At 69.6% G+C, this 26,581-nt stretch carries 22 protein-coding genes and 1 pseudogene; 12 read left to right on the top strand and 11 right to left on the bottom strand.

Annotation, left to right across the window (positions count from 1 at the left end):
- The first annotated feature begins 127 nt into the window (after positions 1–127).
- A complete protein-coding gene (gene rnr, locus D7V80_RS14100) occupies positions 128–3,355 on the top strand; it encodes a ribonuclease R (RefSeq protein ID WP_120588651.1) in 3,228 nt (1,075 codons plus the stop codon).
- Positions 3,356–3,406: 51 nt separating this feature from the next.
- Positions 3,407–3,625 (top strand): DUF3185 family protein, encoded by a 219-nt coding sequence (locus D7V80_RS14095; RefSeq protein ID WP_014396547.1) that lies wholly within the window; start codon positions 3,407–3,409, stop codon positions 3,623–3,625.
- A gap of 21 nt (positions 3,626–3,646) precedes the next feature.
- Here D7V80_RS14095 and D7V80_RS14090 read toward each other — a convergent pair whose 3' ends face one another.
- From D7V80_RS14090 to D7V80_RS14075, 4 genes are all read right to left on the bottom strand, one after another.
- Entirely contained in the window at positions 3,647–4,486 is an 840-nt protein-coding gene (locus D7V80_RS14090) for a tetratricopeptide repeat protein (protein WP_120588650.1), read from the bottom strand.
- Between the two features lie 122 nt (positions 4,487–4,608).
- Positions 4,609–5,550 carry an iron ABC transporter permease gene (locus D7V80_RS14085; protein WP_120588649.1) on the bottom strand — a complete coding sequence of 314 codons (942 nt, stop codon included), beginning with the start codon at positions 5,548–5,550 and terminating at the stop codon, positions 4,609–4,611.
- Positions 5,547–6,341, bottom strand: coding sequence for an ABC transporter ATP-binding protein (locus D7V80_RS14080; protein ID WP_120588648.1), 795 nt, complete (start codon positions 6,339–6,341; stop codon positions 5,547–5,549). Before D7V80_RS14080 ends, D7V80_RS14085 begins: the two co-directional genes overlap by 4 nt.
- Positions 6,338–7,207, bottom strand: coding sequence for an ABC transporter substrate-binding protein (locus D7V80_RS14075; protein WP_233585334.1), 870 nt, complete (start codon positions 7,205–7,207; stop codon positions 6,338–6,340). The genes D7V80_RS14080 and D7V80_RS14075 overlap by 4 nt, the downstream gene beginning before the upstream one ends.
- Positions 7,208–7,309: 102 nt before the next feature.
- Here D7V80_RS14075 and D7V80_RS14070 point away from each other — a divergent pair, with 102 nt between their 5' ends.
- The gene (locus D7V80_RS14070) at positions 7,310–8,518 is read left to right on the top strand and encodes a polysaccharide deacetylase family protein (RefSeq protein ID WP_120588646.1); all 1,209 of its coding nucleotides are present in this window, start codon (positions 7,310–7,312) and stop codon (positions 8,516–8,518) included.
- A 60-nt stretch (positions 8,519–8,578) separates the two neighbouring features.
- Here the strand turns inward: D7V80_RS14070 and D7V80_RS14065 are convergent, their stop codons facing one another.
- Together D7V80_RS14065 and D7V80_RS14060 are read right to left on the bottom strand one after the other, a co-directional pair.
- Positions 8,579–9,937: a family 16 glycosylhydrolase gene (locus D7V80_RS14065; RefSeq protein WP_120588645.1), complete on the bottom strand. Its 1,359-nt coding sequence runs from the start codon at positions 9,935–9,937 to the stop codon at positions 8,579–8,581.
- Positions 9,938–10,010: 73 nt separating this feature from the next.
- Entirely contained in the window at positions 10,011–11,003 is a 993-nt protein-coding gene (locus tag D7V80_RS14060; protein ID WP_120588644.1) for an aldo/keto reductase, read from the bottom strand.
- Between the two features lie 155 nt (positions 11,004–11,158).
- Between D7V80_RS14060 and D7V80_RS14055 the strand changes: the two genes are divergently transcribed.
- The 3 genes from D7V80_RS14055 (at position 11,159) to D7V80_RS14045 (ending at position 15,793) form a co-directional block, all read left to right on the top strand.
- Positions 11,159–12,205, top strand: coding sequence for an ABC transporter substrate-binding protein (locus tag D7V80_RS14055; protein WP_120588643.1), 1,047 nt, complete (start codon positions 11,159–11,161; stop codon positions 12,203–12,205).
- An 895-nt stretch (positions 12,206–13,100) separates the two neighbouring features.
- Positions 13,101–14,759 carry an iron ABC transporter permease gene (locus D7V80_RS14050; RefSeq protein WP_120588642.1) on the top strand — a complete coding sequence of 553 codons (1,659 nt, stop codon included), beginning with the start codon at positions 13,101–13,103 and terminating at the stop codon, positions 14,757–14,759.
- A complete protein-coding gene (locus tag D7V80_RS14045) occupies positions 14,759–15,793 on the top strand; it encodes an ABC transporter ATP-binding protein (RefSeq protein ID WP_199738617.1) in 1,035 nt (344 codons plus the stop codon). Before D7V80_RS14050 ends, D7V80_RS14045 begins: the two co-directional genes overlap by 1 nt.
- A gap of 3 nt (positions 15,794–15,796) precedes the next feature.
- On the opposite strand, the gene D7V80_RS14040 is transcribed toward D7V80_RS14045, so the two are convergent.
- Positions 15,797–16,408 carry a pyridoxamine 5'-phosphate oxidase family protein gene (locus D7V80_RS14040; RefSeq protein WP_120588640.1) on the bottom strand — a complete coding sequence of 204 codons (612 nt, stop codon included), beginning with the start codon at positions 16,406–16,408 and terminating at the stop codon, positions 15,797–15,799.
- Positions 16,409–16,525: 117 nt separating this feature from the next.
- On the opposite strand from D7V80_RS14040, the gene D7V80_RS14035 reads away from it, so the two are divergent.
- Positions 16,526–16,987, top strand: coding sequence for a carboxymuconolactone decarboxylase family protein (locus tag D7V80_RS14035; protein ID WP_120588639.1), 462 nt, complete (start codon positions 16,526–16,528; stop codon positions 16,985–16,987).
- Positions 16,974–17,852 (top strand): sigma-70 family RNA polymerase sigma factor, encoded by an 879-nt coding sequence (locus tag D7V80_RS14030; RefSeq protein WP_120588638.1) that lies wholly within the window; start codon positions 16,974–16,976, stop codon positions 17,850–17,852. The genes D7V80_RS14035 and D7V80_RS14030 overlap by 14 nt, the downstream gene beginning before the upstream one ends.
- A gap of 4 nt (positions 17,853–17,856) precedes the next feature.
- Here the strand turns inward: D7V80_RS14030 and D7V80_RS14025 are convergent, their stop codons facing one another.
- On the bottom strand, positions 17,857–18,750 hold the full coding sequence (locus tag D7V80_RS14025) for a LysR family transcriptional regulator (protein ID WP_158616626.1): 894 nt from the start codon (positions 18,748–18,750) through the stop codon (positions 17,857–17,859).
- A 77-nt stretch (positions 18,751–18,827) separates the two neighbouring features.
- Here D7V80_RS14025 and D7V80_RS14020 point away from each other — a divergent pair, with 77 nt between their 5' ends.
- From D7V80_RS14020 to D7V80_RS14010, 3 genes and pseudogenes are all read left to right on the top strand, one after another.
- Positions 18,828–20,051 carry an MFS transporter gene (locus D7V80_RS14020; protein WP_120588636.1) on the top strand — a complete coding sequence of 408 codons (1,224 nt, stop codon included), beginning with the start codon at positions 18,828–18,830 and terminating at the stop codon, positions 20,049–20,051.
- 71 nt (positions 20,052–20,122) lie between these two features.
- Positions 20,123–21,082, top strand: a complete 960-nt coding sequence (locus D7V80_RS14015; protein WP_120588635.1) for a bifunctional 2-polyprenyl-6-hydroxyphenol methylase/3-demethylubiquinol 3-O-methyltransferase UbiG — start codon at positions 20,123–20,125, stop codon at positions 21,080–21,082.
- A 184-nt stretch (positions 21,083–21,266) separates the two neighbouring features.
- A pseudogene (locus D7V80_RS14010) lies at positions 21,267–21,596 on the top strand (transposase); the annotation flags it as partial.
- Here the strand turns inward: D7V80_RS14010 and D7V80_RS41420 are convergent.
- The 3 genes from D7V80_RS41420 to D7V80_RS14000 are packed head-to-tail and all read right to left on the bottom strand — an operon-like array spanning position 21,593 to position 24,199.
- Positions 21,593–22,903 carry a hypothetical protein gene (locus D7V80_RS41420; protein ID WP_147447099.1) on the bottom strand — a complete coding sequence of 437 codons (1,311 nt, stop codon included), beginning with the start codon at positions 22,901–22,903 and terminating at the stop codon, positions 21,593–21,595. The pseudogene D7V80_RS14010 and the gene D7V80_RS41420 overlap by 4 nt on opposite strands.
- A 36-nt stretch (positions 22,904–22,939) precedes the next feature.
- Positions 22,940–23,401 (bottom strand): YdeI/OmpD-associated family protein, encoded by a 462-nt coding sequence (locus tag D7V80_RS14005; RefSeq protein WP_120588633.1) that lies wholly within the window; start codon positions 23,399–23,401, stop codon positions 22,940–22,942.
- Positions 23,402–23,416: 15 nt separating this feature from the next.
- On the bottom strand, positions 23,417–24,199 hold the full coding sequence (locus tag D7V80_RS14000; RefSeq protein ID WP_120588632.1) for a class I SAM-dependent methyltransferase: 783 nt from the start codon (positions 24,197–24,199) through the stop codon (positions 23,417–23,419).
- A gap of 167 nt (positions 24,200–24,366) precedes the next feature.
- Here D7V80_RS14000 and D7V80_RS13995 point away from each other — a divergent pair.
- Positions 24,367–26,581 (top strand): ABC transporter permease (locus D7V80_RS13995; protein ID WP_147447098.1); only part of this gene is annotated, 2,215 nt, incomplete at its 3' end.

Raw genomic sequence — 26,581 nt, 5'->3', positions numbered from 1 at the left:
CGGCTTGGGCGCACGGGCCCTCCCTGGACCGCAAGGTCTGCCAGGGAGGGCGAATGGGGGCCGGGGGGTTCCCGCCCGCACCCTTCGGGCTTACCCGTTCCCTCAGCGGCCTTGCCGCATCCCCACCGTGAGCCTCTCCCAAGACCACATCCGACAGCTGCTCGCCGAAGCCGACCACCCCCTGGGCGTGAAGGAGCTCCTTCGCGTCGCGGGGCTGAATCCCGGCCAGCAGACCGACCTCAAGCGCGCCCTGCGTGAGCTGGTGCGCGCGGGCGCCATCGTCAAGGACGGCAAGCGCTTCCGCCTGGAAGGCCCCCGCGTGCCCCGGGCGCCCGAGTCCGGCTTCGAATCCCGCCGGGACGCGGCCGCGCCGCCCTTCAAGAAGCGGGGCCCCGCGCCGGGCAGTGGGCGGGAGGAGCGCCGGGGCGGCTTCCGCGAGGAGCGTCCAGGCTTCCGTGGCGGCGGCGACTTCCGGCGCTCGCTGCAGCGCGGCTCCCGGGACGACCGTTTCGAAGAGTCCGGGCAGCCCGCGGTGGAGGGCATCCTCCACATGCACCGGGACGGCTTCGGCTTCGTGCACCCGGTGTCGGGCGAGGGGGAGAACATCTTCCTGCCGCCCGGCGAGGCGCAGCGGGCGCTCGACAACGACCGCGTCCTCGCGGAGGTGGCGGGGCGGCCGGGCCGCTTCGAGGGCCGGCTGGTGCGGGTCATCAACCGGCGGCGTGAGCTGGCGGTGGGCACGTACGTGGCGCAGGGCCGGCACTCGCTGGTGATGACCACGGACACGAGCCTGCCGGGGCCCATTCGCGTGCCGCCGACGCAGATGGCGCGCGACGGCGACCTGGTGAAGGTCCGGCTGGGCGTGGGCGCGGACCTGCTGGAGCCCGGGCAGGGGCTGTTCGGTGAAGTGGCCGGCTCCCTGGGCCGGCCGGGCGACCCGAGCGCGGAGGTGCTGGGGTCCGCGTTCGCGCATGGCTTCAACGACGAGTTCCCGCCGGAGGTGATGGACGAGGCGGACGCGTTCGCGGTGAAGGTCACGGAGGCGGAAGCCACGGAGGGCAACCGCCGCGACCTGCGCAAGATGCCGCTCATCACCATCGACGGTGAGGACGCGCGCGACTTCGACGACGCCGTGTACGCGGAGCCCCAGGCCGGAGGTTGGCGGCTGGTGGTGGCCATCGCGGACGTGTCGCACTACGTGAAGGAGCGCAGCGCGCTGGACGCGGAGGCGCTCAACCGCGCGACGTCGGTGTACCTGCCGGACCGCGTGCTGCCCATGCTGCCGGAGCGGCTGTCCAACGGCATCTGTTCGCTGCGCCCGGACGAGGACCGGCTGTGCATGGTGGCGGACATGACGTTCGACCGCCACGGCCAGCGGCGCACGCACGAGCTGTACCCGGCGGTGATGCGCAGCGTGGCGCGCTGCACGTACAACGAGGTGCAGGACGTCCTGGACGGCAAGGACGTGCCGCACCGCAACTTCCTCAAGCCCCAGTTCGAGCAGCTGATGGCGCTGGCGCGCGCGCTGATGGGCATGCGCAAGGCGCGAGGCGCCATCGACTTCGACGTGCCGGAGCACAAGGTGGTGCTGGGCGAGGACGGCGTGCCGCAGCGCATGGAGAAGCGCGAGCGCAAGGACAGCCACCGGCTCATCGAGGAGTGCATGCTGGCCGCCAACGAGGCGGTGGCCACGTACTTCCAGGACGAGGGCCTGCCCACGGTGTACCGGTTCCACGGCGAGCCGGATCCGCAGAAGCTGGCGGCGTTCGCGGTGCTCGCGGAGGCGTACGGCTTCCAGCTCGACGTGGAGGACGGCGTTTCGTCCAAGGAGCTGGACGCGTTCATCACGCAGCTGGAGGGACACCCGGAGCAGCGGGCGCTGAACCAGCTGCTGCTGCGCTCCATGATGCAGGCCGTGTACACGGCGACGCGCGTGGGCCACTACGGCCTGGCGGCGGAGAACTACCTGCACTTCACGTCGCCCATCCGGCGCTATCCCGACCTGCTGGTGCACCGCGTCCTGAAGGCGGTGTGGGCGCGCAAGGGCAAGAAGCCCTCGGACGCGCAGCTGGACCGCGAGGAGGAGCGGCTGGAGGGCATGGCGCAGCAGTGCTCGGAGCGCGAGCGCGCGGCCATGACGGTGGAGCGCGAGGTGGTGGCGTTCTACGCGGCCCTGATGATGAAGGACCGCGTGGGCGAGGAGTTCGACGCGACCGTGGCGGGCATCGCCGAGTTCGGCTTCTTCGTGGAGCTGGATGAGGTCCACGTCGAGGGCCTGGTGAAGGGCGAGTCGCTGGGGCCGGGCTCCAAGCTGGACAAGCGCACGCACTCGCTCGTGTATCCGAATGGCCGGCGCGTGCGCGTGGGGCAGAAGCTGCGCGTGCGGCTGCTGTCCGCGAACACGACGGCGCGGAAGATCGACTTCGAGGCGCTCCAGTTCGAGGACGAGGCCCCGCTTCAGCGGACCGGCGGCGCACGTCCGCCACCGCGCCGCCGCGAGTACGTGAACGAGGCGCCGGGCCGTCACAAGGGTGGCAGGCCCGGACGCAGCGAGCGCGAGGCCGCGAAGACGGGCCGCACGCCGTGGCGCAAGCCCGCGGGGGACGAGGCCGCGGACGCGGAGCAGTGGCGGTCGCTCGCGGAGGTGGAGGAGACGCCGTTCGGCGTGAAGAAGGCGTGGGAGCCGCCCACGGCCGAGGACGCCGCCACGGTGGAGGCCGCGACGGTCTCCGGGTACGGCGACGAGGTCCTGGGAGAAGCGCCGGCAGCGCCGCGTCCGCGAGGACGGTTCAGCCGGGAAGGGCGCCGGGAAGAGGCCGCGCCCGCTCGGGCTGGCTCCCGCTTTCTGCGTTCCCGCACGGAAGAGGCCCCCGCGCCCAAGGCGGCGCCCGCCACCCCGGCCAAGGGCAAGCGCAAGGTCATCCGTCCCTCGCTCCCCGCGACCGATGAGGGCAGCGAGCCCGGCGCGGACCGCCCCGGTGACGAGGCCGTGCGCGACGCGAAGCGCTCCCGTGAGGCCTGGGACGCGGAGCGCTCCGGCGACGCGGCTCCTTCCCGCGCGAAGCCCTCTCGCGAGGCCTTCACGCCGCCCGCCTTCGACTCCGACGACTCCGCTCCGGCCGCTTCACCGCACCCGGGCTTCGACCGGATCCGCGCGCTGGCCGCTCAGCGGGGTCAGCTCCCCACGGGGGCGGCTCCGGGCCGCGCGGGCGCGCCCAAGAAGGTCCGCAAGGCGGCCTCTGGCGCGAGCGCGAAGGCGAAGCCCTCGAAGAAGTCCGCGCCGAAGAAGGCCGGCGGCTCGAAGGGCGCGGGCAAGAAGCCGGGGCGCGGCGCCCCGGGCAAGCGCAAGCGCTGAACGCGGGGCCGGACCTTCCGGCCGCGCCGCCGTTCCACTCAAGGAGGCCGTGTGGGTGCTGTGCGAATCGTGGGGTTGATGCTCGCGGTGGCGGGCGGAGTGCTGCTGTTCACCGGGCTCAAGGCGCGGGACTCGCTCACGGAGCGCGCCACGGAGCTCATCACCGGCCGCAACACCGAGCAGACCACGCTCTACGTCGCGGGCGGCGGCGCGGCGCTGGTGGGCGGCGTGCTGTTGGCCCTCTTCGGGGGAGGACGAGGCCGGCGTTAGGCCCCGTCCCCTCCACCCGGACTACTTGGTGGCGCCGGAGGCCTGCGCGGCCTTGGCTCGCTTGGTCGCCTCGCCGAACTGCTTGGTCGCCTCGTTGGCCTGGGCCGTCAGCTCCTCGACGCGCTTGGCGTGAGCGGCGGCGCTGGCCTTGGCGGCGGCGACGCGCTCCGCGGCCTGCGGATCCACCACGGCCTTCTTGCCCTTCTCCGGCTTGGGCGGCGTGGCGGCCTCGATGGCCTCCTGCTCCGCGGCCTGCTGCAGCGCCTTCTCGTGCTCGATGTACTTGAACATCACGACGCGCTTGTTCAGGTACGGGTTGGGCAGGTCCGGGTTGATGGCGATGACCTGATCATACGTCTTCAGCGCGAGCTCCAGCTCCGCGGGGACCGCGGGCGCGGACATGGAGCGGGCGCCACCGCGCTGCGAGTGCACCTCCGCGATCCAGCCGAGCGCGTCGGTGTCCTTCGGGTTGATCTTCAGGCACTCCTCGAAATACTGCTTCGCCTTGTCCAGCGGGCCGCTCTTCGCGTACATCGCCGCGACATTGCGGTAGACGTCGGCCTTCTCAGCGGGCGTCTTCGCGTAGTCCAGCAGCTTCAGCGCGGCCTGCGCGGCCTCTTCCGTCTGGCCCGCCTGCATGTGCGCGAAGGCCTTCTTCTCCCAGACCTTCTCCTGGTTCGGGTCGATCTTCAGCGACTCCTCGTACTCCTTCACCGCCTCCGCGTAGTTCTTGTCGGCGAGGAAGTTGGTGCCCTTGACCCGGTGCTCCTTGGCCTTCTCTTCCTTCTCATCGGCGCAACCGAAGGAACCGCCCAGGGTCAGCACACCCAGCATCAAACCCACGCTACCCAGCCGCTTCATGCCCAAAGCCTTTCGTGAAGTTCCAGGGGGCACGTCCCAGCCGGGCGCCCCACGCGGCGCGGAATATACCCGAACTCGCCTCGTGTACCCCTTGTCCTGAAGGCCCGGGCCGGCAGGGCGCTTCAGGAGCGTGCGCGCGCGAGCAGGGAGACGAGCAGGGGCGCGCCCAGGGCGGCCGTCACCACTCCCACGGGTAATTCACGCCCGGGGAGGATCACCCGCGCCGACGCATCGCACAACGCGAGGAACGCGGCCCCCACCACCACGGACCCGGGCAGCAGCACCCGGCGACTCACACCGAGCGTCCGGCGCACCAGGTGCGGGACGATGAGCTCCACGAAGGCGATGGGGCCGCACCACGCGACGCAGGCGGCGACGCCCAGCGCCCCCAGGCCGATGGCCACCGTGCGCACGCGGCGGACGGGGACGCCCTGGGACTCGGCGTGCTCCTCGCCGGCGATGAAGACCTCCAGCGCGCGGGTGAGGGCGAGCAGCCCCACGACGGTGACGGCCGCGAACGGGGTGAGCAGCCGCACGCCCGAGTAGCCCACCTGCGGCAGGTGGCCGAGCGACCAGCGCATGGCGGCCATCAGCTCGGCGGAGTCCGCGGTGAACTGCAGGCCGGTGGCGATGGCGCTCGCCGCCATGGAGCAGGCGATGCCGGCGAGCACCACGTCGTTCATCCGCACGCGGCGGCCCGCGGCGATGGCGGCCACCACCAGGCTGACGCCAAGCGCCCCCATGAAGGCCGCGGCGGTGATGAGCGGCAGCCAGCCCGATGCCAGCCGCGCCCCCAGGATGATGGCCACCAGCGCGCCCAGGGTCGCCCCCGCGGTGGTTCCCACGGTGCTGGGCGCGGCGAGCGGGTTCGCGAAGAGGGACTGGTACACCGCGCCCACCAGCGACAGCGTGCCGCCCACCAGCATGGCCATCAGCGTGCGGGGCACGCGCAGCTGCCAGAAGACGAAGTCCGCCGAGTCCGGGGAGAGCCCTGGCCCGATGAACGGCGCCACCGCGCACGCGGCCACGCAGACCGCCACGAGGATCCAGGCCTTCACCTTCACGGAGCACCTCCGCTCCGGGGCAGGCCCACGAAGACGCGGTGGCCCTCCACGAACGTCCCATGCATGCGCACGCCGAACAGCTCGCCCAGCTGTTCGCCCAGGTCGGGGGCGTCCAGGTTCCTCTCGAAGGCCACGCGGCCCTGGGACAGGCCCACGACGCGGGGAGCGCGCGTGCCCGGCGCGTGGGTGTGCGAGAGCACGTTGACGTCGTGGGTGACGCAGAGGATGCCGCGTCCCGCGCGCCAGAGGTGGCCCATGCGCGCGTACAGCTCCAGCTGCTGCGCGGGGTCCAGGAAGTTGGCGGGCTCGTCCAGCAGCACCAGCGGAGTCTCCTGCGCGAGCAGCCCCGCGACCGCCACGCGCTGCCGCTCGCCGCCGGACAGCTCCGTGATGGGGCGCAGGGCGAAGGACTGGGCGCCTGCTTCCGCCAGCGCCAGGTGCGCGGCCGTCTCGGAGGCCCGGCGGGATTCAGGGAAGCGGTAGCGGGCGGAGATGACCTGCTCCAGCGCGGTGATGGGCTCCGCCGTCTCCAGCCGCTGGGGCAGCCACGCGAGCCGCGCCGCGCGCTCCCTGGGGGCAAGTTTCGACACGTCCTGCCCGTCCACGAACACATGCCCAGCATCCGGACGCAGCAGGCCCAGCGCCACGCGCAGGAGCGTGGACTTGCCCGCGCCGTTGGGCCCGACGATGGCCACGAAGTCTCCGGGGGCCACGCGCAGGGACACGCTGTCCAGCAGCGTCCGACCCCGCGCGCGCACCGTCACCGCGTCCAGCGTCAGCCCGGCAGTCATCGCGCGGAGGGCAGGGTGCCCAGGGCGGCGCGGAGCCGCTCGACGACGTCGAGGATGGCGGGCCCGGTGGACTGCACGTCGGGCCCGATGACCAGCCGCACCCGGTCCTCCCGCGCCGCGCGCAGGCCGGTGAGCTGCTTCCACGGGGCCAGCAGCTTCGCCTGCTTCGCGGCATCCAGGGACGGCACGCTGATCAGCACCAGCACCGCGTCCGGATCCAGCGCGATGACGCCCTCCAGCGACAGGTTGGGAGGCCCCGTGACGTCCTCCGCGACGGCGTTGCGAGCCCCCGCCGCCTCCAGCGCCGCGCCGTGCAGCGACGCGCGCTTCATGTACCAGACCTCCGACAGCGTGCCCGCCGTGTCGCCCAGGACCAGCAGCACGCGGGGAGCATCCTTCGGCGCGGGGCGCGACAGCGTCTGGTTCAGCTTCTCCGCGAGCGCGGTGGCCTGCGGCTCGCGGCCGCTCAGCCGGCCCAGCTCCTTCACGCTCTCCACGACTTCCGCGAGCGAAGTCCAGGGCAGCACCTTCAACGGCGCGAGCGCGGAGAGCGACTCCGCGGGGGCCTGCTTCACCTGTTGATCCACGAGCAGCGTGGGCTTGAGCTTCGCGATGGCCTCGAAGTTCGGCGCGAACGTGGTGCCCACCCTGGGCAGGGCGGGCGTGCCCTGGGGCAGGGCGGTGTAGTCGGACACACCCACGATCTCCGCGCCCGCGCCCAGGGCGAACAGCGTCTCCGTGACGGAGGGCGACAGCGAGACGATCCGCCGCGCCTGGGCTTCCGGAGCGGGGGACGCGGGACGCTGGCAGCCCGCCGCGAGCGCGAGCACCACGCACAGCAGGGAGGGGAGGCGGAAGAGACTCATGGGCGGGCCGACTTCTAGCACGCACGTCACGGACGGGTGTCCGGGAAGCGATGTCTGGGTTTCGCTTATCCTGGGAACTCCTCACAGAGGGGATACCCGGACATGACCTGGATGAATTGGACGTCCCGCGCGCTCTGCGCCGCGGCACTGCTTTGCACTTCCCCGGCCCTTGCCGCGTCGCCGTTCGCGGAAGGGATGATCTCCATCACGTTGGATGACGGCTGGAGTACGCAGTACACGCTGGCACGGCCGGCGCTGAAGTCGCGGAACATCCCCGCGACGTACTACCTGGTCACCGACGCGGTGGCGCAGGGGTGGGGCGGCTACATGAGCCTCGCGCAGGTGCAGACGCTCAAGGCGGAGGGCAATGAAATCGCCAGCCACACGCGCACGCACGCGGACCTGCCCACGCTGACGCCCGTGCAGCTGACGTCGGAGCTGCATGACTCGCGCGCGTGGCTGGAGACGAACGTGGGGGCGACGTGCGGCAAGAACTTCGCGTCACCCTACGGCGCGTACAACGCGACGGTGATGACGGCGCTGAAGGCGGAGTACGCCAGCCACCGCACCATCAACGCGGGCCGCAACTACAAGGACACGGTCATCTACGAGCTGCGCGCCAACGACGTGTCGAGCGCGGTGACGGTGGCGCAGGTGAAGGGGTGGATCAACCAGGCCATCGCGGAGAAGAGCTGGCTCATCATCCTCTTCCACGAGTTCACCAGCGGCACGCCCACGCGCGAGACGCAGTACCGGACGACGAACTTCACGAACATCCTCAACTACGTGCAGTCCACGGGCATCCGCACGGTGACGGTGGAGGAGGGGCTCGCGCTGACGGACGGCCTCACGGAGGCGCTGCCGTCCGTGGGCACGGTCGTCTACGACGACGCGATGGGCAGCGGCTTCCAGGACTGGAGCTGGGCGACGCACGACCTGGACCAGTCCGTCACGGTGCACTCCGGCTCCACGGCGGTCAGCTTCGAGCCGGACTACTGGGAGGCGCTGATGTTCCACCACACGGGGCTGGACCTGTCGCAGTACCAGTCCATCGACCTCTGGGTGCACGGAGGCACGACGGGCGGGCAGCAGGTGCGGCTGGCGCTCTACAACGGCGGCACGCCGCTGGGCAGCATCAGCCTGGAGACGGCGCTGGGGCACCCCATCGCGGCGGGGACCTGGCAGAAGGTCTCCATTCCGCTCAGCGCCCTGGGCGCGACGTCCGGCACGGTGGATGACTTCTACGTGATGGACGAGTCGGGGTCGGATCAGGGCACGCTGTACGTGGACGACTTCGTGCTCGTGCCGTAGTCGGAGTGTCACCGCGCGCGCCGGTGCCTGCTCCGGCGCGCGCGTGAAGACAGGCGTTGCCTACAGCTTGATCAGCTCCACGTCATCCATGTGGATGAAGTTGGATCCGTTGTGGGCCGGCGACTTGCTGTGCAGGCCGAACTCCAGGTAGCCGTTGGTGACGTTGATGGCGGGCGTCTCCAGCAGCGTGTAGTTGCCATAGGTGCCCAGGTTGGTGATGGCCGGCGCGCAGGTGCCGCAGTTCTTCACCTGGAATCGCGCGAAGTCGAACGTGCCTCCCTTGCGGAACCATGCGCGCAGCTTGTAGTTGCCGGACGCCAAGCCCGACTTCGTCTGGTACGTCCACGCCTCGTACGGCGCCGCGGACGTCCAGTGCGTCAGGTGGAAGCTGCCCGAGTGCCCGCCGTTGTACGTCTCCGAGAACGCCGCCGCCGCCGTGCCGTTCGGGCTCCAGGTGTTCCAGCCCGTCATGCCCTGCTCGAACCCGGCGTTGGTGAGCCCCAGCGACTGCGAGCCGCCCGGCTGGTACCAGCGCACCCACTCCACCTCCATCGTCTTCTTCGCGCCCCAGGCCAAATCGATGGAGGCCGGCGCCGGGTTCCCGTACCAGACGCCTCCCAGCGCCAGGTTCAGGATGAGGTAGTGGTTCTGCTGGAACTCCGACTCGTTGTGGTTGAACGTCAACGTGGACACGAAGTCCTTGTCCAGGCGGAACACCATGGTGTTCGCGGTCCACTCCACTTCATACGTGTGGAAGTCCTGCGACAGGTCCACGCCGCGGGTCGCGCCCGTGCCCCAATCCGCGTTGCCGCCGTTGTGCCAGTGCGTCGCGGACTTCATCCACGTGGGCTCCGTGGACTTCCACTCCAGGATGTCGATCTCCCCCGCCGCGGGCCAGCCCGCGCTCTGGATGTTCGAGCCCAGCGTCCAGAACGCCGGCCACATGCCGTAGCCCGGCGGAACCTTGATGCTCGCGACGATCTTCCCGTAGCGCCCCTCCACCTTGCCCTTGGTGTGGATGCGGCCGGAATAGAACGACCGGTACTGCCCCGGGCAGCGCGAGTCCGTGGGGTTGTCCGCCGTGCGCTCCGCCGAGATGATCAGCTTGCCGTTGGCCACCGCCACGTTCTGCGCGCGCGGGAACTCCAGCTCACCCGTGCCGAAGTTGCAGTTGTTGGTCACCGGGTCCCAGTTGCTCGTCAGCACGTTCCACGCGCCCGTGTTCAGCGCCGTGCCCGTGAAGTCGTCCTGCCATGACAGTGACCACCCCGCGCCCGGGTCGTACGCGCGCTCGCCCTGCTGCGTCTGGCCGTAGCCTTCCGCCTCCACCGGGGCGGTGGCTTCCGGCTCGGGAGAACAGCCGGAGAGGGTGGTCAGGAGTCCTGCGGCGACAAGGCCTGCGCGAAAGGGGCGGTGCATGAATGCTCCGGGGTAGGGAGGGCATTCATATTTGCCGGTTTTGACATGTCTTGCCAGGAAGTCATGAAACACCTCAGCCGAGCCACTGGGGATTCTGGACGGTTCCGTCGAAGTGGTGGCTCGTCTTGTACTTCTCGTAGGCGCCGTCCTGGGCCGCGTCCTTCGTCCTGGCGAGCAGGGCCTGGACGTCCTTTTCGGTCAGGGGCTTGAAGGTGCGCGCGGCGGTCAGCGCCTGCTGCAGTCGCTCCTGCGAGTCGATGCCGGTGATGACGACACTCACGGGCAGCGACAGGTTGTAGCGGAGGCACTCGGGCGCGGTGACGGTCTTGCTGTCGAGGATGAACGGGTCGCCCATGGACTTCATGGCGAGCACGCCGATGCCCTCCTTCACGAGCACGGGCAGCACGCGCTTCTCGAAGCTGTTGAAGTGGGCGTCCATCACGTTGAGGGGCAGCTGCACGGTGTCGAAGCGGAAGCCGTGCTGCTTCGCTGTCTCCAGCATCTTCAGGTGGATGTCCGGTGACTTGTGGCCGGTGAAGCCCAGGAAGCGCGCCTTGCCGGCCTTCTGCGCGTCCTTCATCGCCTCGATGGCGCCTCCTTCGGCGAAGGCGCGGTCGGGGTCAGTGTCGCGGATGACTTCGTGGAGCTGGAGCAGGTCCAGGTGATCCGTCTGGAGGCGCTGGAGGGATTCGTCGATCTGCTTCGCGGCGGTCTTCTTGTCGCGGCCGTCGATCTTCGTCATCAGGAAGGCCTTGGCGCGGTAGCCGTCGCGCAGCGCCTTGCCCATGCGCTCCTCGCTCTTGCCGTCGTTGTAGTCCCAGCAGTTGTCCAGGAAGTTGATGCCCTGGTCCAACGCACCGCGGATGAGCGCGATGCTCTCCGACTCCTCCTTCTGCTTGCCGATGTGGAAGCCCCCGAGGCCGATGCACGACACCTCCTGGCCGGTGCGGCCCAGCTTGCGGCGGGGCACGGCGGGCGCGTTCTTCGCCTTCCTGGGCGAAGCCCCGAGCACGGGAGGGGCAACCATCAGCGACAGCGTCGCGGCGAGGAATTCCTTCCGGGTCATTCGCGGGCGTCCTTCCAGAGGGCAGGTGGCGTCTGGGAGGCCGACGTTGGGACCGGCTGACGCCCGGGACAACGGGCGCGAGGGCTGAATGTGCAGGAGCCACCGCTGCGGACCAGGTGTGCAGGGCGGGCGTGTGCCGCATAATCGACACCCGCATGCGCATCCCCCTCCTTGTGCGGCGCGTGGGAACGCTCCTCGCGCTGATCCTCCTGGCCGCGTGCCGCATTGAATCCGCCGCGCCGTCGGGAGGCGCCGCCGTGGCGCAGGCTGAGACCCCGTCCGGCGAGGTGTGGGTCTACACGTCGATGTACCGGCACGTGCTGGATGCGCTGGAGCCCTTGCTCAAGGAGCGGCTGCCCGGCGTGCAGGTGCACTGGTACCAGGCCGGCAGTGAGAAGGTGGCCAGCCGGCTGGAGGCGGAGCGGGCCGCGGGCGCGGTGCGAGCGGACGTGCTGATGACGTCGGATCCGTTCCTCTACGAGCGGCTGGCGCGGGAGGGCGCGTTCCTGCGCTACGCGTCCGTGAACGCGCTGCGCATTCCGCGAACGCTGCTGGACCTGGACGCGAGGTACGCGGCGGTGCGGCTGTCCACGATGGTGCTGGTGCACCGCGTAGGCGCGGGCGAGGCGCCGAAGTCATTCGCGGCGTTGGTGGATGGAAGCTGGAAGGGAAGGGTGGCCATCGGGGATCCCCTCACGTCGGGCACCGCGTTCACGTGGGCGGTGTTCCTGCACGCGCGGCGTGGGGATGCGTACTTCGCGGGGCTGCGCGAAAAGGGCGCGGTTGTGGCGGGTGGCAACGCGGCGGTGCTCCAGAAGGTGGAGAGCGGCGAGGTGGACGCGGGCGTGCTGCTGCTGGAGAACGCGCTGGCGGCGAAGGCGAAGGGCAGCCCCATCGAGGTCATCTGGCCGGAGGACGGCGCGGTGGTCATCCCGGGACCGGTGGGGCTGTTCGCGTCGACACGCAATCCGGTGGCGGCGAAGGCGCTGATGGACGTGCTGCTGTCGCCCGAGGGCCAGCGCATCATCGTGGAGAAGGGCGACATGCACGCGGTGGACCCGCGCCTGAGCGGCCCGCGTGGCGAGCCCGGCGTGGACGGCTTGCTGAGTCGCGCGCAGGTATGGACGCCGGAGCTGCTGGAGCAGGGGTTGCTGCACGGCGGTGACATCAAGGAAGCCTTCAGCAAGGCCTTCGCGCGATGAGCCAGGAACACCTCCGAGGCGGAAGGGAGTGGGCCTCCGCCGGAGCGGCACGAGCAAAACCTGTCCGACAGTCGGACAGGTTTCTGTGGCGCGGATGGCACGACGGGTCCCCAGCCCTGGTGGGGGACGCGACCCGTCCCATGCGAATCATCCGCGGGAGCCCATCAGCCCAGGGGAACCGCTGCGGCAGTCCAAACCTGTCCGACAGTCGGACCCGTTCACATGGTGGCTCCAACCTGTCGGACAGTCGGCCCCGTTCACACGGTGGCTCCAACCTGTCGGACAGTCGGCCCCGTTCACACGGTGGCTCAAACCTGTCGGACAGTCGGACTCGCTCGCACGGTGGCTCCAACCTGTCGGACAGTCGGACAGGTTCGCGCGGTGGATCCAGCCTGTCGGACAGTCGAACCGGTTTGCACGGGGGTTCCGGCTTGCCGGACTGTCGGACCGGTTTGCACGGTGGTGCAGGCTTGTCGGACTGTCGGACAGGTTCGAGTGGTGCCCGGTGTCCGGCCGCTGCCTGCGATGAGTCCGGTCCAATAAGACGCGGCAGTGGGAGCCTGTCCGCTCAGGGGACCCGCAGCTGTGGCCAAAACCTGTCGGACAGTCGGACAGGCCCGAGCGGTGGGCCTGGCTTGTCCGACAGTCAGACCGGTTCGGGCGGTGGCCCCAACTTGTCGGACAGCCGGACCGGCCCGAGCGGTGGGCCTGGCTTGTCCGACAGTCGGACGGGTTCGTGTGGTGGTGCCGACTTGTCCGATTGTCGGACAGGTTTTTGGGGTGCTCCGCCACCGGGGCGCTTCGTCGAGCTTCTTTCTTTCTCATCCGGTTGGATTGACGGCCTGCCCGAGGGGCCGGCGCAGCGCCAGCGCGTGAGCCTTGATGGGGGCTCGCGATGAGGGGCCGGTGGGTTGCGTTGGCCTTGTGGCTCGTGCCGCTGCTGCTCTTCGCGGTGGTTCCGGTCGTGGCGCTCCTGGTTCGGGGCGTGGGGGCGGCGACGGGGGGATTGGGTTCGGTGCTCTCGGCGGAGTCCGGGGCGCTGTTGAACACACTGGGCATCTCGCTGGGCGCGACGGCGTGGGCGCTGTGCCTGGGCGCTCCGCTGGCCTTGCTCCTGTTCCGCACGGACCTGCCCCTGCGTGGCGCGTTCACCGTGCTGTTCACGCTGCCTTCCGCCATCCCCGCGTTCATCTGGGGCATGGGGTGGCTGTCGCTCGCGAGCCCTCGTGCTGGCTATCTGAACCGCATGCTGGGCGCGGACGTGTTCGACCTTTATGGCGCGGCGGGCATCGCGTTCGTGGAGGGGCTTTCGGGCCTGCCGCTGGTGCTGCTCGCCGGGGCCGCGGCGCTTCGGCGCGTGGACCCGGCTCTGGAGGAAGCGGCTCGCGTCTGTGGCGCTTCGCCGCTTCGCGCCGTGCTGAACACCACCGTTCCCCTGGTGATGCCCGCGCTGTTGTCTGGCGCGGTGATGGTGTTTCTCATGGCCGCGTCGTCCTTCGGCGTGCCGTACCTGCTGGGCGTGTCGGCGTCGCCGCCCACCCGTGTGCTCACCACCCGTATCTATGAGCTGGTGCTGCTGGGCAGCGAGGAGGGATTGCCACGGGCGTCGGTGCTCGCGTCGTTCCTCCTGCTGGTGACGCCGCTGGCGCTGGGACTGACCTGGATGCTGGGCCGAAGCGGACGGGTGCGGTTGAGCGCGGGCAAGGGCGTGTCTCCTCGCGTCCTTGCGTTGGGGGCGTGGCGGACTGTCGCTCTGGCCGGTGTGGGCCTCGTGGGCGGGGTGCTGGTGGTGCTGCCCCTTGCGGCCATCCTGCTCACTTCGCTGCAACGCAGCTTCGGCGCGGCACTGACCTGGGACACGTTGACGCTGTCGCACTGGTCCGGGGTGCTTGGGGATGCGCGCACACTCCGGGCCACGGGGCGCAGTGTGTTGCTCGCGGCGGGGGCGGGGCTGCTCGTGGTCAGCCTGGGTCTTTCGGCGGCGCTCCTTCGGCGGGCCTTCCGTCGCGGCGGCGCGGGCGTGGAGGCCATGGCGGTGTGGCCCTTCGCGGTTCCGGGCACGGTGCTGGCGCTCGCGCTGCTGGTGGCGTTCTCTCGGGACTGGCGGCTGGTGGTGCTGGACCGCTTCGCGTTCGTGCTGGCCCTGGCGCATACACCGTGGCTGATGCTCGTGGGCTACGTGGGGAAGTACCTGGCGCTCGGCGAACGCAACAGCGCCGAGGCCCTGGCCCAGGTGGACCCTTCGCTCGCGGAGGCAGCTCGCGTCGGCGGTGCAGGGCCTGTGCGGGCGTTCGTGGACGCGACGCTGCCGCTGCTCCGGCCCGCGCTCACGGTGGCGTTCGTGCTCGCGTTCCTCGCCTGCGCCACGGAGATCACCTTGTCCGTGCTGCTGGTACCCGCGGGCTCCGAGGTGCTGGGCACGCTGTTGTTCGAGTTGCAGAGCTATGCGGACCCGGCCGCCGCGGCCGTGCTCGCTTGCGCGTTCGTGGCGCTGGTGGTCGCGGGACAGGCCGTGCTGGTGTGGGCCCGGCGTCGCGTACCGGAGGTGCGGTGATGGCGGCCATCGTCCTGGAGGGCCTGGTCAAGGCTTATGGCGGGACGCCCGTGGTGCGTGGCTTGAGCCTTCAAGTGGGGCAAGGCGAGCTGGTGTCCCTGCTGGGCCCTTCCGGCTGTGGGAAGACGACCACGCTGCGGATGCTCGCGGGGCTGGAGCACCCGGACGCGGGCGTCATTCGCCTGGGGGATGAAGTGGTCGCCGGGCCCGGCGTGCGTGTTCCTCCCGAGAAGCGCGGCCTGGGCATGGTGTTCCAGAGCTACGCCATCTGGCCGCATCGCAGCGTCGAAGCGAACGTCGCCTATCCGCTGGCGCTCCGGAAGGTGCCTCGCCACGAGATGGCTTCACGCGTGCGCGAAGCCCTGCGCTGGGTACGGCTTGAGGCCTACGCGGCGCGGATGCCGCATGAGCTGTCCGGTGGACAGTTGCAGCGCGTGGCGCTCGCGCGGGCGCTGGTGGCGGGGCCTCGCGTGCTGCTGTTGGACGAACCCCTTTCAAACCTGGACGCCGCCCTGCGCGAGGAGCTGCGCGCGGAGATCGCCGCGCTGCGGGCCCGGCTGGGCACGACGCTGGTGTTCGTCACACATGATCAGGGCGAGGCCCTGGCCCTGTCGGATCGCATCGCCGTGATGAACCGGGGCGTCATCGAACAGGTGGACACGCCGGAGCGGCTGTACCGGGAACCGGCGACGCCGTTCGTCGCGGGCTTCGTCGGGGGCGCGAACGTGCTGCGGGGCGAGGTGCGCGCGGGTGCCTTCCACTGCGCGGGGACGGAGACCGCGTTCGACCTGCCCGTGGATGCCAAGCCCGGACAGGGGACGCTGGTGGTGCGTCCGGAGGACCTGGAGCTGGGGGAGACCGGGACGCCGCTGGTGCTGTCCGCTCGCCTGTTCCTGGGGCACGCGGCGGAGTACCGCTTCCCCGTGGGAGATGCGTTCCTGCGCGTCATCGGACCGGCGCTGGAGGGCGTTCGCGCAGGTCAGACGCTCCGCGTCCGCGTGCGCAAGGCCACGGTGTTCGACGCGGGCTCCTGAGGCTCAGTACAGCGTCGTCTTCACCCGGGCTGGCAGCTCGCGGTCGTACTCTCCGCCGTCGAAGTTCTCTGGACTCAGCGCCTCGAGGATGGAGCCGGGGCTTGGGAACTCGGCGCGGGCGACTTGCCGGGCAGGGTCCCAGAGCCCGGAGCGGATCAACGCGCGGCTGCACTGGAAGTAGACCGTCTCCACTGCGATGCGCAGCACGGAGCGGGGCTGCTTTCCCTCGAAGGTGAAGCGCTCGAGCATGGACGGCTCGATGACGATGCTCGCCCGGCCGTTGACGCGCAGGGTTTCGTTCACGCCCGGGACGAAGAACAGCAGCGCGACGCGCGGATCCGCCAGGATGTTCCGCAGCGAGTCCATGCGGTTGTTGCCGCGGCGGTCGGGCAGCAGCAGCGTGTGCGCGTCCTCGATGACCACGAACCCGGCGGGGTCTCCTCGCGGCGAGGCATCCAGCCCTCCAGGGCCGGACGTGGCGAGGACCATGAACGGCGAGCGTTCAATGAAGGGCCGGTATGCCGGGTGGAGGTGGTCCACCTCCTTGAGCACGGACGACATCCCGGGGACCCCGTACAGGCGTTCGAGCGTCTCCACATCGGTCACGGTCTTCATCCGGGGGCGCCTCCTGGGCCCTTCTTAGGCCTTTAAAATGGCCATGTCACACGCGGCACCCGCTGCGTCGTCCTGGGGATGGAAGGGCACTTCGCCCCCAAGAATGAGGACCTACACATGAAGACCCGGATGAATGCCTTCGCTGTCGCCCCGGACGCCGTCAACCTCATGCTCGAGTTCAGCAAGAAGGTGGAGGCCCTGGGGCTGGAGCCGAGCCTCCGCGAGTTGGTGAAGATCCGCTCCTCGCAGCTCAATGGCTGCGCGTTCTGCATCCACATGCACACCCGCGACGCCCGTGCCCAGGGGATGAGCGAGGAGCGCATCTACCTGCTGGACGGCTGGCGCGAGTCGCCGCTGTACACCGAGCGCGAGCGCGCGGCCCTGGGCTGGACGGAGGCCCTGACGCTGGTTTCCCAGACGCACGCCCCGGATGAGGACTACGCTGCGCTCAAGCCGCACTTCACCGAAGAGGAGATCGTGAAGCTGACCCTCCTGATTGGTGTCATCAACTCCTGGAACCGGTTCGCCATCGGCTTCCGGTCCATCCACCCGGTGACCGCTCGCAGTGAAGCCGCCTGAGCCGAACCCCGCGGACGTCTTCGACCCGCTCCGCCCCCGGCTGCTCCGCATCGCGTACCGGATGCTGGGCATCGTCGCGGAGGCGGAGGACGTGGTGCAGGAGGCGTATCTCCGTTGGCACCAGACCGACCGCGACGCCGTGCGGGACGCCGAGGCCGTGCTCGTCCGCACGGTGACCCGGCTGTGCCTGGACGTCCTGAAGTCCGCGCGCGTGCGGCGCGAGGAGTACGTGGGGACCTGGCTTCCAGAGCCCATCATCGAGACAGTGGAGGGCGACGACTTGACGCTGACCTTGATGATGGCCCTGGAGCGCCTGTCCCCCCTGGAGCGCGCCGCGTTCCTCCTGCACGACGTGTTCGGCATGGACTTCGAGCAGGTGGCGAAGGCCATCGACCGCGATCCCGCGGCGTGCCGCCAGCTCGCCAGCCGGGCGCGGGCCCACGTGCAGGAGGCCCGGCCCCGCTTCCCCGTGACGGAGGCGAAGGGCCACGAGCTGGCCTCGGCGTTCCATGCCGCGTCCCGGAGCGGTGACACGCACGCGCTCCAGGCACTGCTGGCCCAGGACGTCATCCTGTACTCCGATGGCGGCGGCAAGGCGAAGGCGGTGCTCAATCCCATCTATGGCCAGGCGAAGATCGTGCGCATGCTCGAGGCGTTCGTCCGGCGCACGGGCGTGAACTCGTCTCAGCTCGTGTACGAGGGCACCATCGACGGCCTGCCCGCGTTCGTCACGCTGGAGGCGGATGGAACGCTGCAGACCACGGCGCTCGGCATCGAGGACGGCCGCATCGTCGCCCTCTACATCACGCGCAACCCCGACAAGCTGATGGGCATCCGGCGGGCAGTGGGCGGCGAGCCGTCGTAGGGCTTCAGTGCGCGGCAAAGGACTCGCGCGCGAACTCGACGAACCGGAGCAGGGCCGGGGATCTTCCGGCCTTGCGCCAGGCGATGACGGTGTTCGTCACCGGCGCGTCCCCCGGCAGGTCGATGAAGGCCACGCCGGAGTGGTGCTCCGTGTCGGGCGTGTGCGGCATGGGCGCGATGCCGAAGCCCGCGGAGACGAACCAGATCTTCGTCGCGACGTTCTGCGCGTACTGGCGCACCGCCGGTTCGACCCCCGCGTCGCGGAGCCGGTCGAAGAACCCCGCGTAGTAGTCCGGCGGCGCGACGCCGGGCTCCACCAGGACGAGCGGCTCATCGCGCAGGTCCTTCCACGCCACCGCCTTGCGCTTCGCGAACGGATGCCGCGACGGCACCGCCAGCCGGAAGGGTTCCCGCCGGATGAAGTGCGAGACGACATCCGGAGGCATCCGCTCGCGAGGACGCAGGATGCCCACGTCCAGCGTGCCCCGCTCCAGTGCGTCCAGCTGCCACGCGGACGGGTGGTTGCTCAGCTCGATGTGGATGCCCGGCATCTTCTTCTGGAAGGCCCGGAGCATCGCCGCGAACCGGGGCGTCGCGAACGACGAGATGAGGCCCAGCACCAGCACGTCCTGTTCGCCCCGGGCCTGCCGTGCCGCGTGCTCCTGGAACCGCTTCGCGCGCTCCAGGAGTTGGTGCGCTTCCGGCAGCAGCTCGCGTCCCAGCTTCGTGAGGCGCACCGCGCGGGCTTCGCGCTCGAAGAGGGCTCCGCCCAGCTCCGTTTCGAACTTGCGGATCTGCTGACTGAGCGGCGGCTGGGCGATGTGCAGCCGCTTCGCGGCGCGGGTGAAGCTGAGCTCCTCCGCGACCGCGACGAAGTACCTCAGGTGGCGCAGCTCCATGGTCCATATGCTCCAGGTCTGGATTCCAGACCCAGGATATATTGGAAGTATGGGTGGGGGAGCGCTAGGCATGCCGCATGGAGACCTCCTCCGCCGTGCTCCCCGCCACCGTGCCCCAGGCCGCTCCCATGGATCGCCGGCTGCTGTGGACGATGACGACGGCGACGGTGCTCGCGGTGGGCAACGTCTATTACAGCCAGCCGCTGCTGGGCGTCATCGCGCAGACCTTCGGCCTGTCCGCCTCCGCCGTGGGCTCCGTGCCGATGATGTCGCAGCTGGGCTACGTGGCCGGACTGGTGCTCCTGACGCCGCTGGGTGACGTGCTGGAGAAGCGCGGCCTGCTGGTGACCATGCTGGGGCTCGCGGCAGCGGCGCTCTTCGCGGCGGGCCTGGCGCCCACGTTCCCCCTGTTCCTGGTCGCCTGCGTGGCCATTGGCCTGACGTCCGTGCTGGTGCAGATCCTCATCCCCTTCGTCGCGGCGCTCAGCTCGCCCGAGGAGCGAGGGAGGAACCTGGGCGTGGTGCTCAGCGCCGCGCTGGTGGGCGTGCTCATCTCCCGCACGCTCAGCGGCTTCGTGGCCACGCATCTGGGCTGGCGCGGGGTGTACTTCGCGGCCGGTGCGACGATGGTGGGGCTGGCGATGACGCTGCGGCTGGGACTGCCTCGCTACGAGTCCTCCACGCGGCTGACGTACCCGCGCCTCCTGCAGTCGCTGTGGACGCTGCTGCGGGACGTGCCGGGACTGCGGGCCATCGCGCTCACGGGCGCCCTGATGTACGCCGCGCTCTCCGCGTTCTGGGCGTCGCTGGCGTTCTTCCTGAGCAGCGACGCGTACCACCAGGGGCCGGGCACGGCGGGCATGTTCGGGCTCATCGGGACGGTGGGGGCGCTCGCCGCGAACGTCACGGGCCGGCACGCGCAGCGCATTGGCGCGCGGCGGATCGTCCGGGCCAGCATCGTCACGATGCTGGCGGCCTTCGGGGTGTTCGCCGTCTTCGGCACGCTGTGGGCCGGGCTCATCGCGGGCGTGGTGCTGCTGGACCTGGGGGCGCAGGCCGCCACGGTGTCCAACCAGACGGAGCTATACCGCCTGCACCCCACGGCGCAGACGCGCCTCAACACGCTCTACAAGATGTTCTACTTCGTGGGCGGCGCCTGCGGTTCCGCGCTCTCCGCCATCTCGTGGGACCACGCGGGCTGGCGGGGCGTGTGCGCGGTGGGCGGTGGGTTCCTGGTCATCGCGTTCGTGTGGGAGCAGGTCCAGGCGCGGCGGGCCGCCGCGTCGCCTTCCGTCACTTGACCGCTCCACTGCGCGCGTTCAGAAAGATCGGGGTGGAGTCCCACTGAGCCGCGCGGGGTAGGGTGCGGCGCATGTCGTCGCATCCCGCCGAAAGCCCTCGCCGCTTCCACGCCGAGCCGTTGATCGCCGTCCTGCGCCACCTGGAGACGTTGCTGCCGTCCGGGCCCGTTTCCATCGACGTGCCGGATCCGGACCTGGGGCACGGGCGCTATCCCGGGGAGCGCGTGGAGGGGGGGCTCGTGCACCGGCCGTTGCGGAGCTGGTGCGACCTGGCGGAAGGGCTGTCGTGCCGTCTGCGCACGCCTCGCGGAGTGGACGCGACGCACGTGCGGCTCACGTTCGAGCCGCTGGGGTCGGAGGCTTCGTGGCACGCGGGCGGTGGGGCGCGGACGGAGGCGCCGCAGGAGCGTTATGGCGCCGCGTCCGACTTCGCGCGCGTGCGGAAGTTCGAGGACGCGGGCTTCCTGCTGCCCTGGCTGGAGGCGGTGGGGCGACTGGTGTTGCCCACGGGCGCGAGGCTCCTGGACCTGGGCGTCAACCGGGGCGATGAGCTGGTCGCGTTCGCGGAGATGGAGGGCATCCGCTTCGTCGGCGTGGACCACAGCGCGAGCGCGTTGGCGGAGGCTCGGGCTGCGTTTCCGGATCCTCGCCATGCGTTCGTGCAGGCGGACCTGAACGCGCTGCCCGCCGACCTGGGCCGCTTCGACGTGGTGGTGTCGGTGGGCACGTTGCAGAGCCCGGGCGTGGATGACCGGGCGCTCTTGCGCAAGCTGGTGCAGGAGCACCTGGAGCCCAAGGCCTCGCTGGTACTGGGCTTCCCCAACTCACGTTTCCGTGACGGAGAGGTTGTCTACGGCGCGCGCGTGCGCAACCTGCGCGAGCCGGACCTGTCGTTGCTGGTGAAGGACCTGTCCTTCTACCGCCGCTACCTGCACCAGCACGGCTTCCGCACGTTCCTGGGCGGCAAGTACGACCTGCTGCTCACGGCGGTGAGAGGTCAGGCTTTTGGTTCGGGTGACGAAGACGCCTGAGCCTCGGGCTGCGAGAGGTGATGGGCCGTGGCGGGGATCTGTACCGCACCGGATTGATGAGACACCAGGTTGGTCGTAATCAGGCCGCTTGCCGCTGCATCAGTTCCCGCCGAGCACGGCCGGGGCCTGTCTTCAAGCCCCCCGACACGTCATTGGCCGGACGGTTACGCACGAACTCCTCCCGCTCGTCGACTCCGTGCCCGCGGTGCGGATGCCCTCGGGCCGGCGGCGCCTGCGGCCTGGGAAGCTCCGCGGCGACAAGGCCTACGCCTCCAGGAAGAACCGACGTGGGCTCCGCCTACGTGGCATCGCCGCTCGCATTGCGCGCCCGGGCGTCGAGTCCAAGGAGCGGCTTGGACGTTATCGCTGGGTCGTGGAGCGCACGCTGGCTTGGAAGAACCAGCTCCGCAGGCTTCGAGTCCGCGATGAACGCAGGGACGACGTCCACTTCGGATTCCTCGTCCTTGGCTGCTGCGTCATGCTCCTGCGGCGCCTCTGTCCTGACATTTGTTAGAGGCTGTTAATGCTAGATTTGAGGGAAAATACGCCCCGCGCCTGCTGAATCATTGAGCGAATTTGTTCCTTGGTTATTTGATTGGATCTGAACTCAGTCAGAAGCTGATAGATGTCAGCCGTCGAAATAACGACACCGTCATCTTCTGCAAAGGCCTTGATCTCCTCGGCATTATTGCTGAGTGGGGCGCCCCGAGTGGATGGAGGATCTTGGAGGTAGTGATTAACTATGTACAGCGATTGATTCGGCGGAGCGCCTGTCTCCATGATGAATCGCTTTTGAAATCTACTTATTTTGAGGAGGTCGCTTATTTTGGCGCCCTTGAAGTAGCCCTTGACTTCGCAAATCGCGATCCATTTGGGAGTGCCGGGAAGGGAGATTCTCAGGTCTTCGCGCCGATCGTTCGAAGGGAAGACTTCATCCATGTTTTGGGTGTCGAACCCAAACTCGGCGAAGGCGTCTTTCACTGCAGCTACAAGCTCTTCGTCCTGAGCGGTAAGTAGACGACGCTCGCCAGCATCGGCTTTTTGTCGCTCCTCGTTGAGTTGTGTGCGCAGGATTTGTTCTTCAGTAGCGAAATTTCTCAAGGCAACTTCCCTCTCCCTTGAGATTGTTTCGATTTGTTCATGTAGCAGTTTTTCCTGGGAATTCATCCACTGTTCGTCATGCTCCCAGCCTGGAGTTGTTGGAAATCTTCGCGGGTTTGATTTGTGCCATTCCTTCAGGGCAACCGAGATCCATGCACTCAGATCGAGCTTGGTAGGCGGTAGACACCAGACTTCGGCTTCGACGCCTTGTCTGGTGAACTTTCCGGCCAGCGCCTCATTCTTAGTTGAGGAAATGAACGGAGTGAACAACAGTTCGTCAAGGGGGACGCCCTTGAGAGGACGTCCATTGAATGAAAGTCTGGTTCCAATCACTTTGTGTTGAGTTTCGCTCTGAAGCCCAGGCAGGAGATTGCGTTGAATCAGGAGCGAAAGCTCTCTGGGTAGATGGTCAGGTATGATGAACTCTGTCGATCTTGAGTGGGTGGTAACGCCGAATGTTCCAGTGTGAATCGCTGCCGTTTCGTTGATTGGATGCTGGACGTAACCGAGGTCGGTGCATCCAATTGAGATAATGAATAGATGGCTTTTGGCGAAGAATTCGTGTCGTGTAATCAGGAGATCCCACTCGTGTTGCTCAACCTCTTCGAGTGCGTTGATTGTGCGACAAGTAGGAAGAAGCTTGGCTGCAGTTTGGTTTTCCTCGTTAGTTAATCCAAGAAGTAGGGCTCTTGGACGAGGCTTTTCGCCGAATGTTGGCATGGTTCTCTCGTGGGGCCGTTTGGTTTTTTATGACTACTAGTCTGACACAGCCTTGGCGCGCAGTTTCTCCAGCGTCTGGGCCAAGCGACGCGCTCGGGTCTCCTCCTTCTTCGCTTCGGTGAGCGCCTTCACGAACTCCTTGCGGTGCGTGAACGCCAGGTTCGTGAACACGTCCCGCAGCGCGGGCTCCGCGTCCAGCGCGCGCTGGAGGTCCTCCGGCACCTCGATCTCCCGAGGTGCCGTGTCCCGCTCCAGCGTGATGCTCAGCATCGCGCCGTCCTCGATGCCCGCGGCCTCGCGCACCTCCTTGGTGAAGCCCAGGTAGGTGATGCCTCCGTACACCATCAACCGGCTCCGGAAGGGCTGCCCGTTCACGGTGCCCACCACCGGGGGCCGTGCCTCGCCGTAGGCCTCCTTGCTGTCGAACGGACAGCGCACGAAGCGGCCCCCCACGTCGTTGGCCACTTCGAGCTTCGCCTTGAACTTTCGCACGGCCATGAGCGTGTCCCCGTCCTAAGGCTTGACGAACTTCAGCGCGAACCGGTCGCTCGTGCCCCGGCGCTCACCCGCGGCTCCCGGGCTGGAGTTCCAGTCGCGCGTGTCCTCCGGGTTGCGCCAGGTGTTGCGCTCCTCCTGGAACTGGAAGCCCGCGGCCTGCACCTCGTCGCGTACCAGCTGCTCGTCGATGCGGTGCAGCGTCTGGCCTTCCGTGATGCCCGTGCCCGGCTTCGCGCTGGAGTCGAGGATGACGTACACGCCGCCCGGCTTGAGCGCCTGGAACACCGCCGCGTTCATCTTCGCCCGGTCCACGCCCAGCCATCCCGCGTCGTGGTAGATGATGTGGCTCACCACCGCGTCAAGCGTGCCGTTCATCTCGGGCGGGAAGGGCGCGTCCAGCTCGCGGTCCAGGCGCACCACGTTCTGGTTCACCGGCCGCGCCAGCCGCTCCTGCCACGGCTTCGCCGCGAACTTCTCCAGCACGACCTGGGGGTTCTCGCCGTACACCTTGCCCTCGGGCCCCACCGCGCGCGCCAGCAGCTCCGTGGTGTAGCCGCCACCCGTCATCAGCTCCGCCACGTGCATGCCGGGCTTCACGCCCACGAACTCCAGCAGGGCGGCCGGGTGCCGGCCCGCGTCCAGCTTGCGATCCGCCTCCGTGCGGTCCGGCGCGTCCACCAGCGCCTGCGCGGACACGGCCGCCGCCTGCGCCTGGGTGGAGGCCGCCGGAGCCGTGGGCGTCGAGTGGGAACAGCCCGCGAGGGCCAGGAACGATGCCGCCATCAGTGCATTTCGCATGGGCAATCCATATCGCCCGTGCCCGCGCCTGCCTTCCGAAAAGAAGGTCGCTGTCCGCTTGCGGGACGCCACGTGCCATGAGCGGACACCGCGCGTCCGTCCCCTGGGGCCTCGGCGCCGCTGCGCTGCCGTGGCGCTAGAGTTGCAGCCCGCCCCGGACCGACACCATGTCCCAGCTCCTCCAAGACGTCCGCCTGTCGCTGCGCCGGATGCGCCGCGAGCCCGTGTTCACCTCCGTCGTGGTGGCCACGCTCGCGCTCGCCATCGGGGCCACCACCGCGGTCTTCAGCCTCGTGTACCAGGTGCTGCTCAAGCCCCTGCCGTACCCCGAACCCCAGGAGCTGCTGCGCCTCTACCAATCCACGCCGCAGCGTGAGCGGGGCGGTGTGGCGCACTCGTACCTCCAGGCGTGGCGCGAGCGCCCGGGCGCGTTCCAGGCCATCGAGGGCGTCACCTCCATGGACCAGACGCTGACCGGCCCGGGCGCGGCGCGGCGGGTGCGCGCGGGGCTCGCGACCCCGGGCCTGCTGGCACTGCTGGGCGTGCGGCCCGAGCGTGGGCAGGACTTCGGACCGGAGTCCCAGGGGCCCGGGCGCGACCAGGCCGTGCTCGTGTCCCACGCCTTCTGGCGGAACCACTTCGGTGGACGCGCGGACGTGGTGGGCCAGACGCTCACGCTGGATGGCGCACCCCACGTCGTCCAGGGCGTGCTGCCCGCGTCGTTCCGCTTCTGGCCGGGCGTGGACCTGTGGAAGCCCCTGCCTCCCGCGCGCTCGAATCAGGCCTCGGAAGAACTCTACCTGCGTGGCGTGGGCCGGTTGCGGCCGGGTGTCCCGCTGGAGCGCGCCCGCGCGGAGCTGGAGGAGCACTCGCGCGTCTGGGCCGCGACGCTGGGCGGAAATGAAGCGGTGCCCGGGGTGCGGCTGGTGCCGCTGCATGAGCAGGTGGTGGAGACCTCGCGCGAACAGCTGTGGCTGCTGGCCGGAGTGATGGCGCTGGTGCTGTGCGTGGCGTGCGCCAACGTGGCGAACCTGCTGCTCGCGCGCGCCAGTGCCCGCGAGCGCGAGGTGGCGGTGCGCGCGGCGCTGGGCGCGGACCGGGGACGGCTGGTGCGGCAGTTCCTGGTGGAGAGTGCGGTGCTGGCCCTGATGGGCGGCGCGGTGGGCCTGCTGCTGGCGATGTGGGGGATGGACCTCCTGCGCGTGTTCGTCCCCGCGGAGGTCGTGTCTCCGGAGGAGCTCCGGCTGGAGCCGCACGTGCTCGCCATCGCGGCGGGCCTGTCCCTGACGACCAGCGTCCTCTTCGGCCTGGTGCCCGCGCTGCGCGCCTCCCGCGCGGAGGCGAAGGGGGCGCTCGGGGGGCTGCGCGGAGGGAAGGGCGCGACCGGGCCCATGCGGGCGCGGGCCGTGCTGGTGGTGGCGCAGGTCGCGCTGGCGCTCGTGCCGCTGGTGGGCGCGGGGCTGATGCTGCGCACGCTCCATGCGCTGCACACCGTGGCGCCGGGCTTCGACCCGCGCGGCGTCAGCGCGATGGACCTGTCCTTTCCCCGCGAGGCCTACGGGCGGGATGACATCCGCAGGCGGCAGGTGAGCGCGGAGCTGCTGGCGCGGGTGCGGGCGTTGCCGTCGGTGCAGGCGGCGGGACTGGCCAGCACGCTGCCGCTGTGGAACCGCAACGGCTTCAGCGGGGTGGTGCTGCCCGGTGAGTCGGAGCACGAGGCCCAGGCGCGCGAGCCCGTGAACTTCCGCGCGGTGAGCGACGGCTACTTCGCCACGCTGCGCATTCCGCTGAAGGAGGGCCGCGACGTGAGCGCCGCGGACGGCGCGGGCGCGGCGCCGGTGATGGTGGTCAACGAGACCTTCGCGCGGCGCTTCCTGTCGAAGGGCTCCGCGCTGGGGCAGCGCGCGCGGCTGACGCTCGACGGCGAGCCGTTCCGGGAGGTGGTGGGCGTGGTGGGCGACGTGCACCACGCGAGCCTCGCGGAGGAGCCTCGCGCGGAGGTGTACCTGCCCATGGGGCAATTCGAGGGCCTGTTCATGGTCATCGCCGTGCGCGCCACCCGGGACGCGCAGGCGCTGCTGCCCGCGCTGCGCGAACAGCTCCGCGCGGTGGATCCAGACCTGCCGCTCGTCCAGGTGCGCGACCTGGAGGCCGTGGTGGAGGAGAGCCTGGGCCGCACGCGGGTGATGGGCGGCCTGCTCACGGCCATGGCGGTGCTCGCGCTGACGCTGGCGGGCGTGGGGCTGTACGGCGTGCTGGCGTACACGGTGAGCCAGCGCACGCGCGAGCTGGGCATCCGCATGGCGCTGGGCGCGACGGACCGGCAGGTGCTGTGGCTGGTGGTGGGGCAGGGGCTGTGGCTGGCGGCGATCGGCGTGGGGG

Origin of the sequence: Corallococcus sp. CA054B (genome assembly GCF_003611625.1) — a bacterium.
In the GTDB taxonomy this organism is placed as follows: Bacteria; Myxococcota; Myxococcia; order Myxococcales; family Myxococcaceae; genus Corallococcus; species Corallococcus coralloides.
The sequence above is the reverse complement of the archived record's forward strand: the minus strand, read 5'-3'. Positions and strand labels throughout refer to the sequence as shown.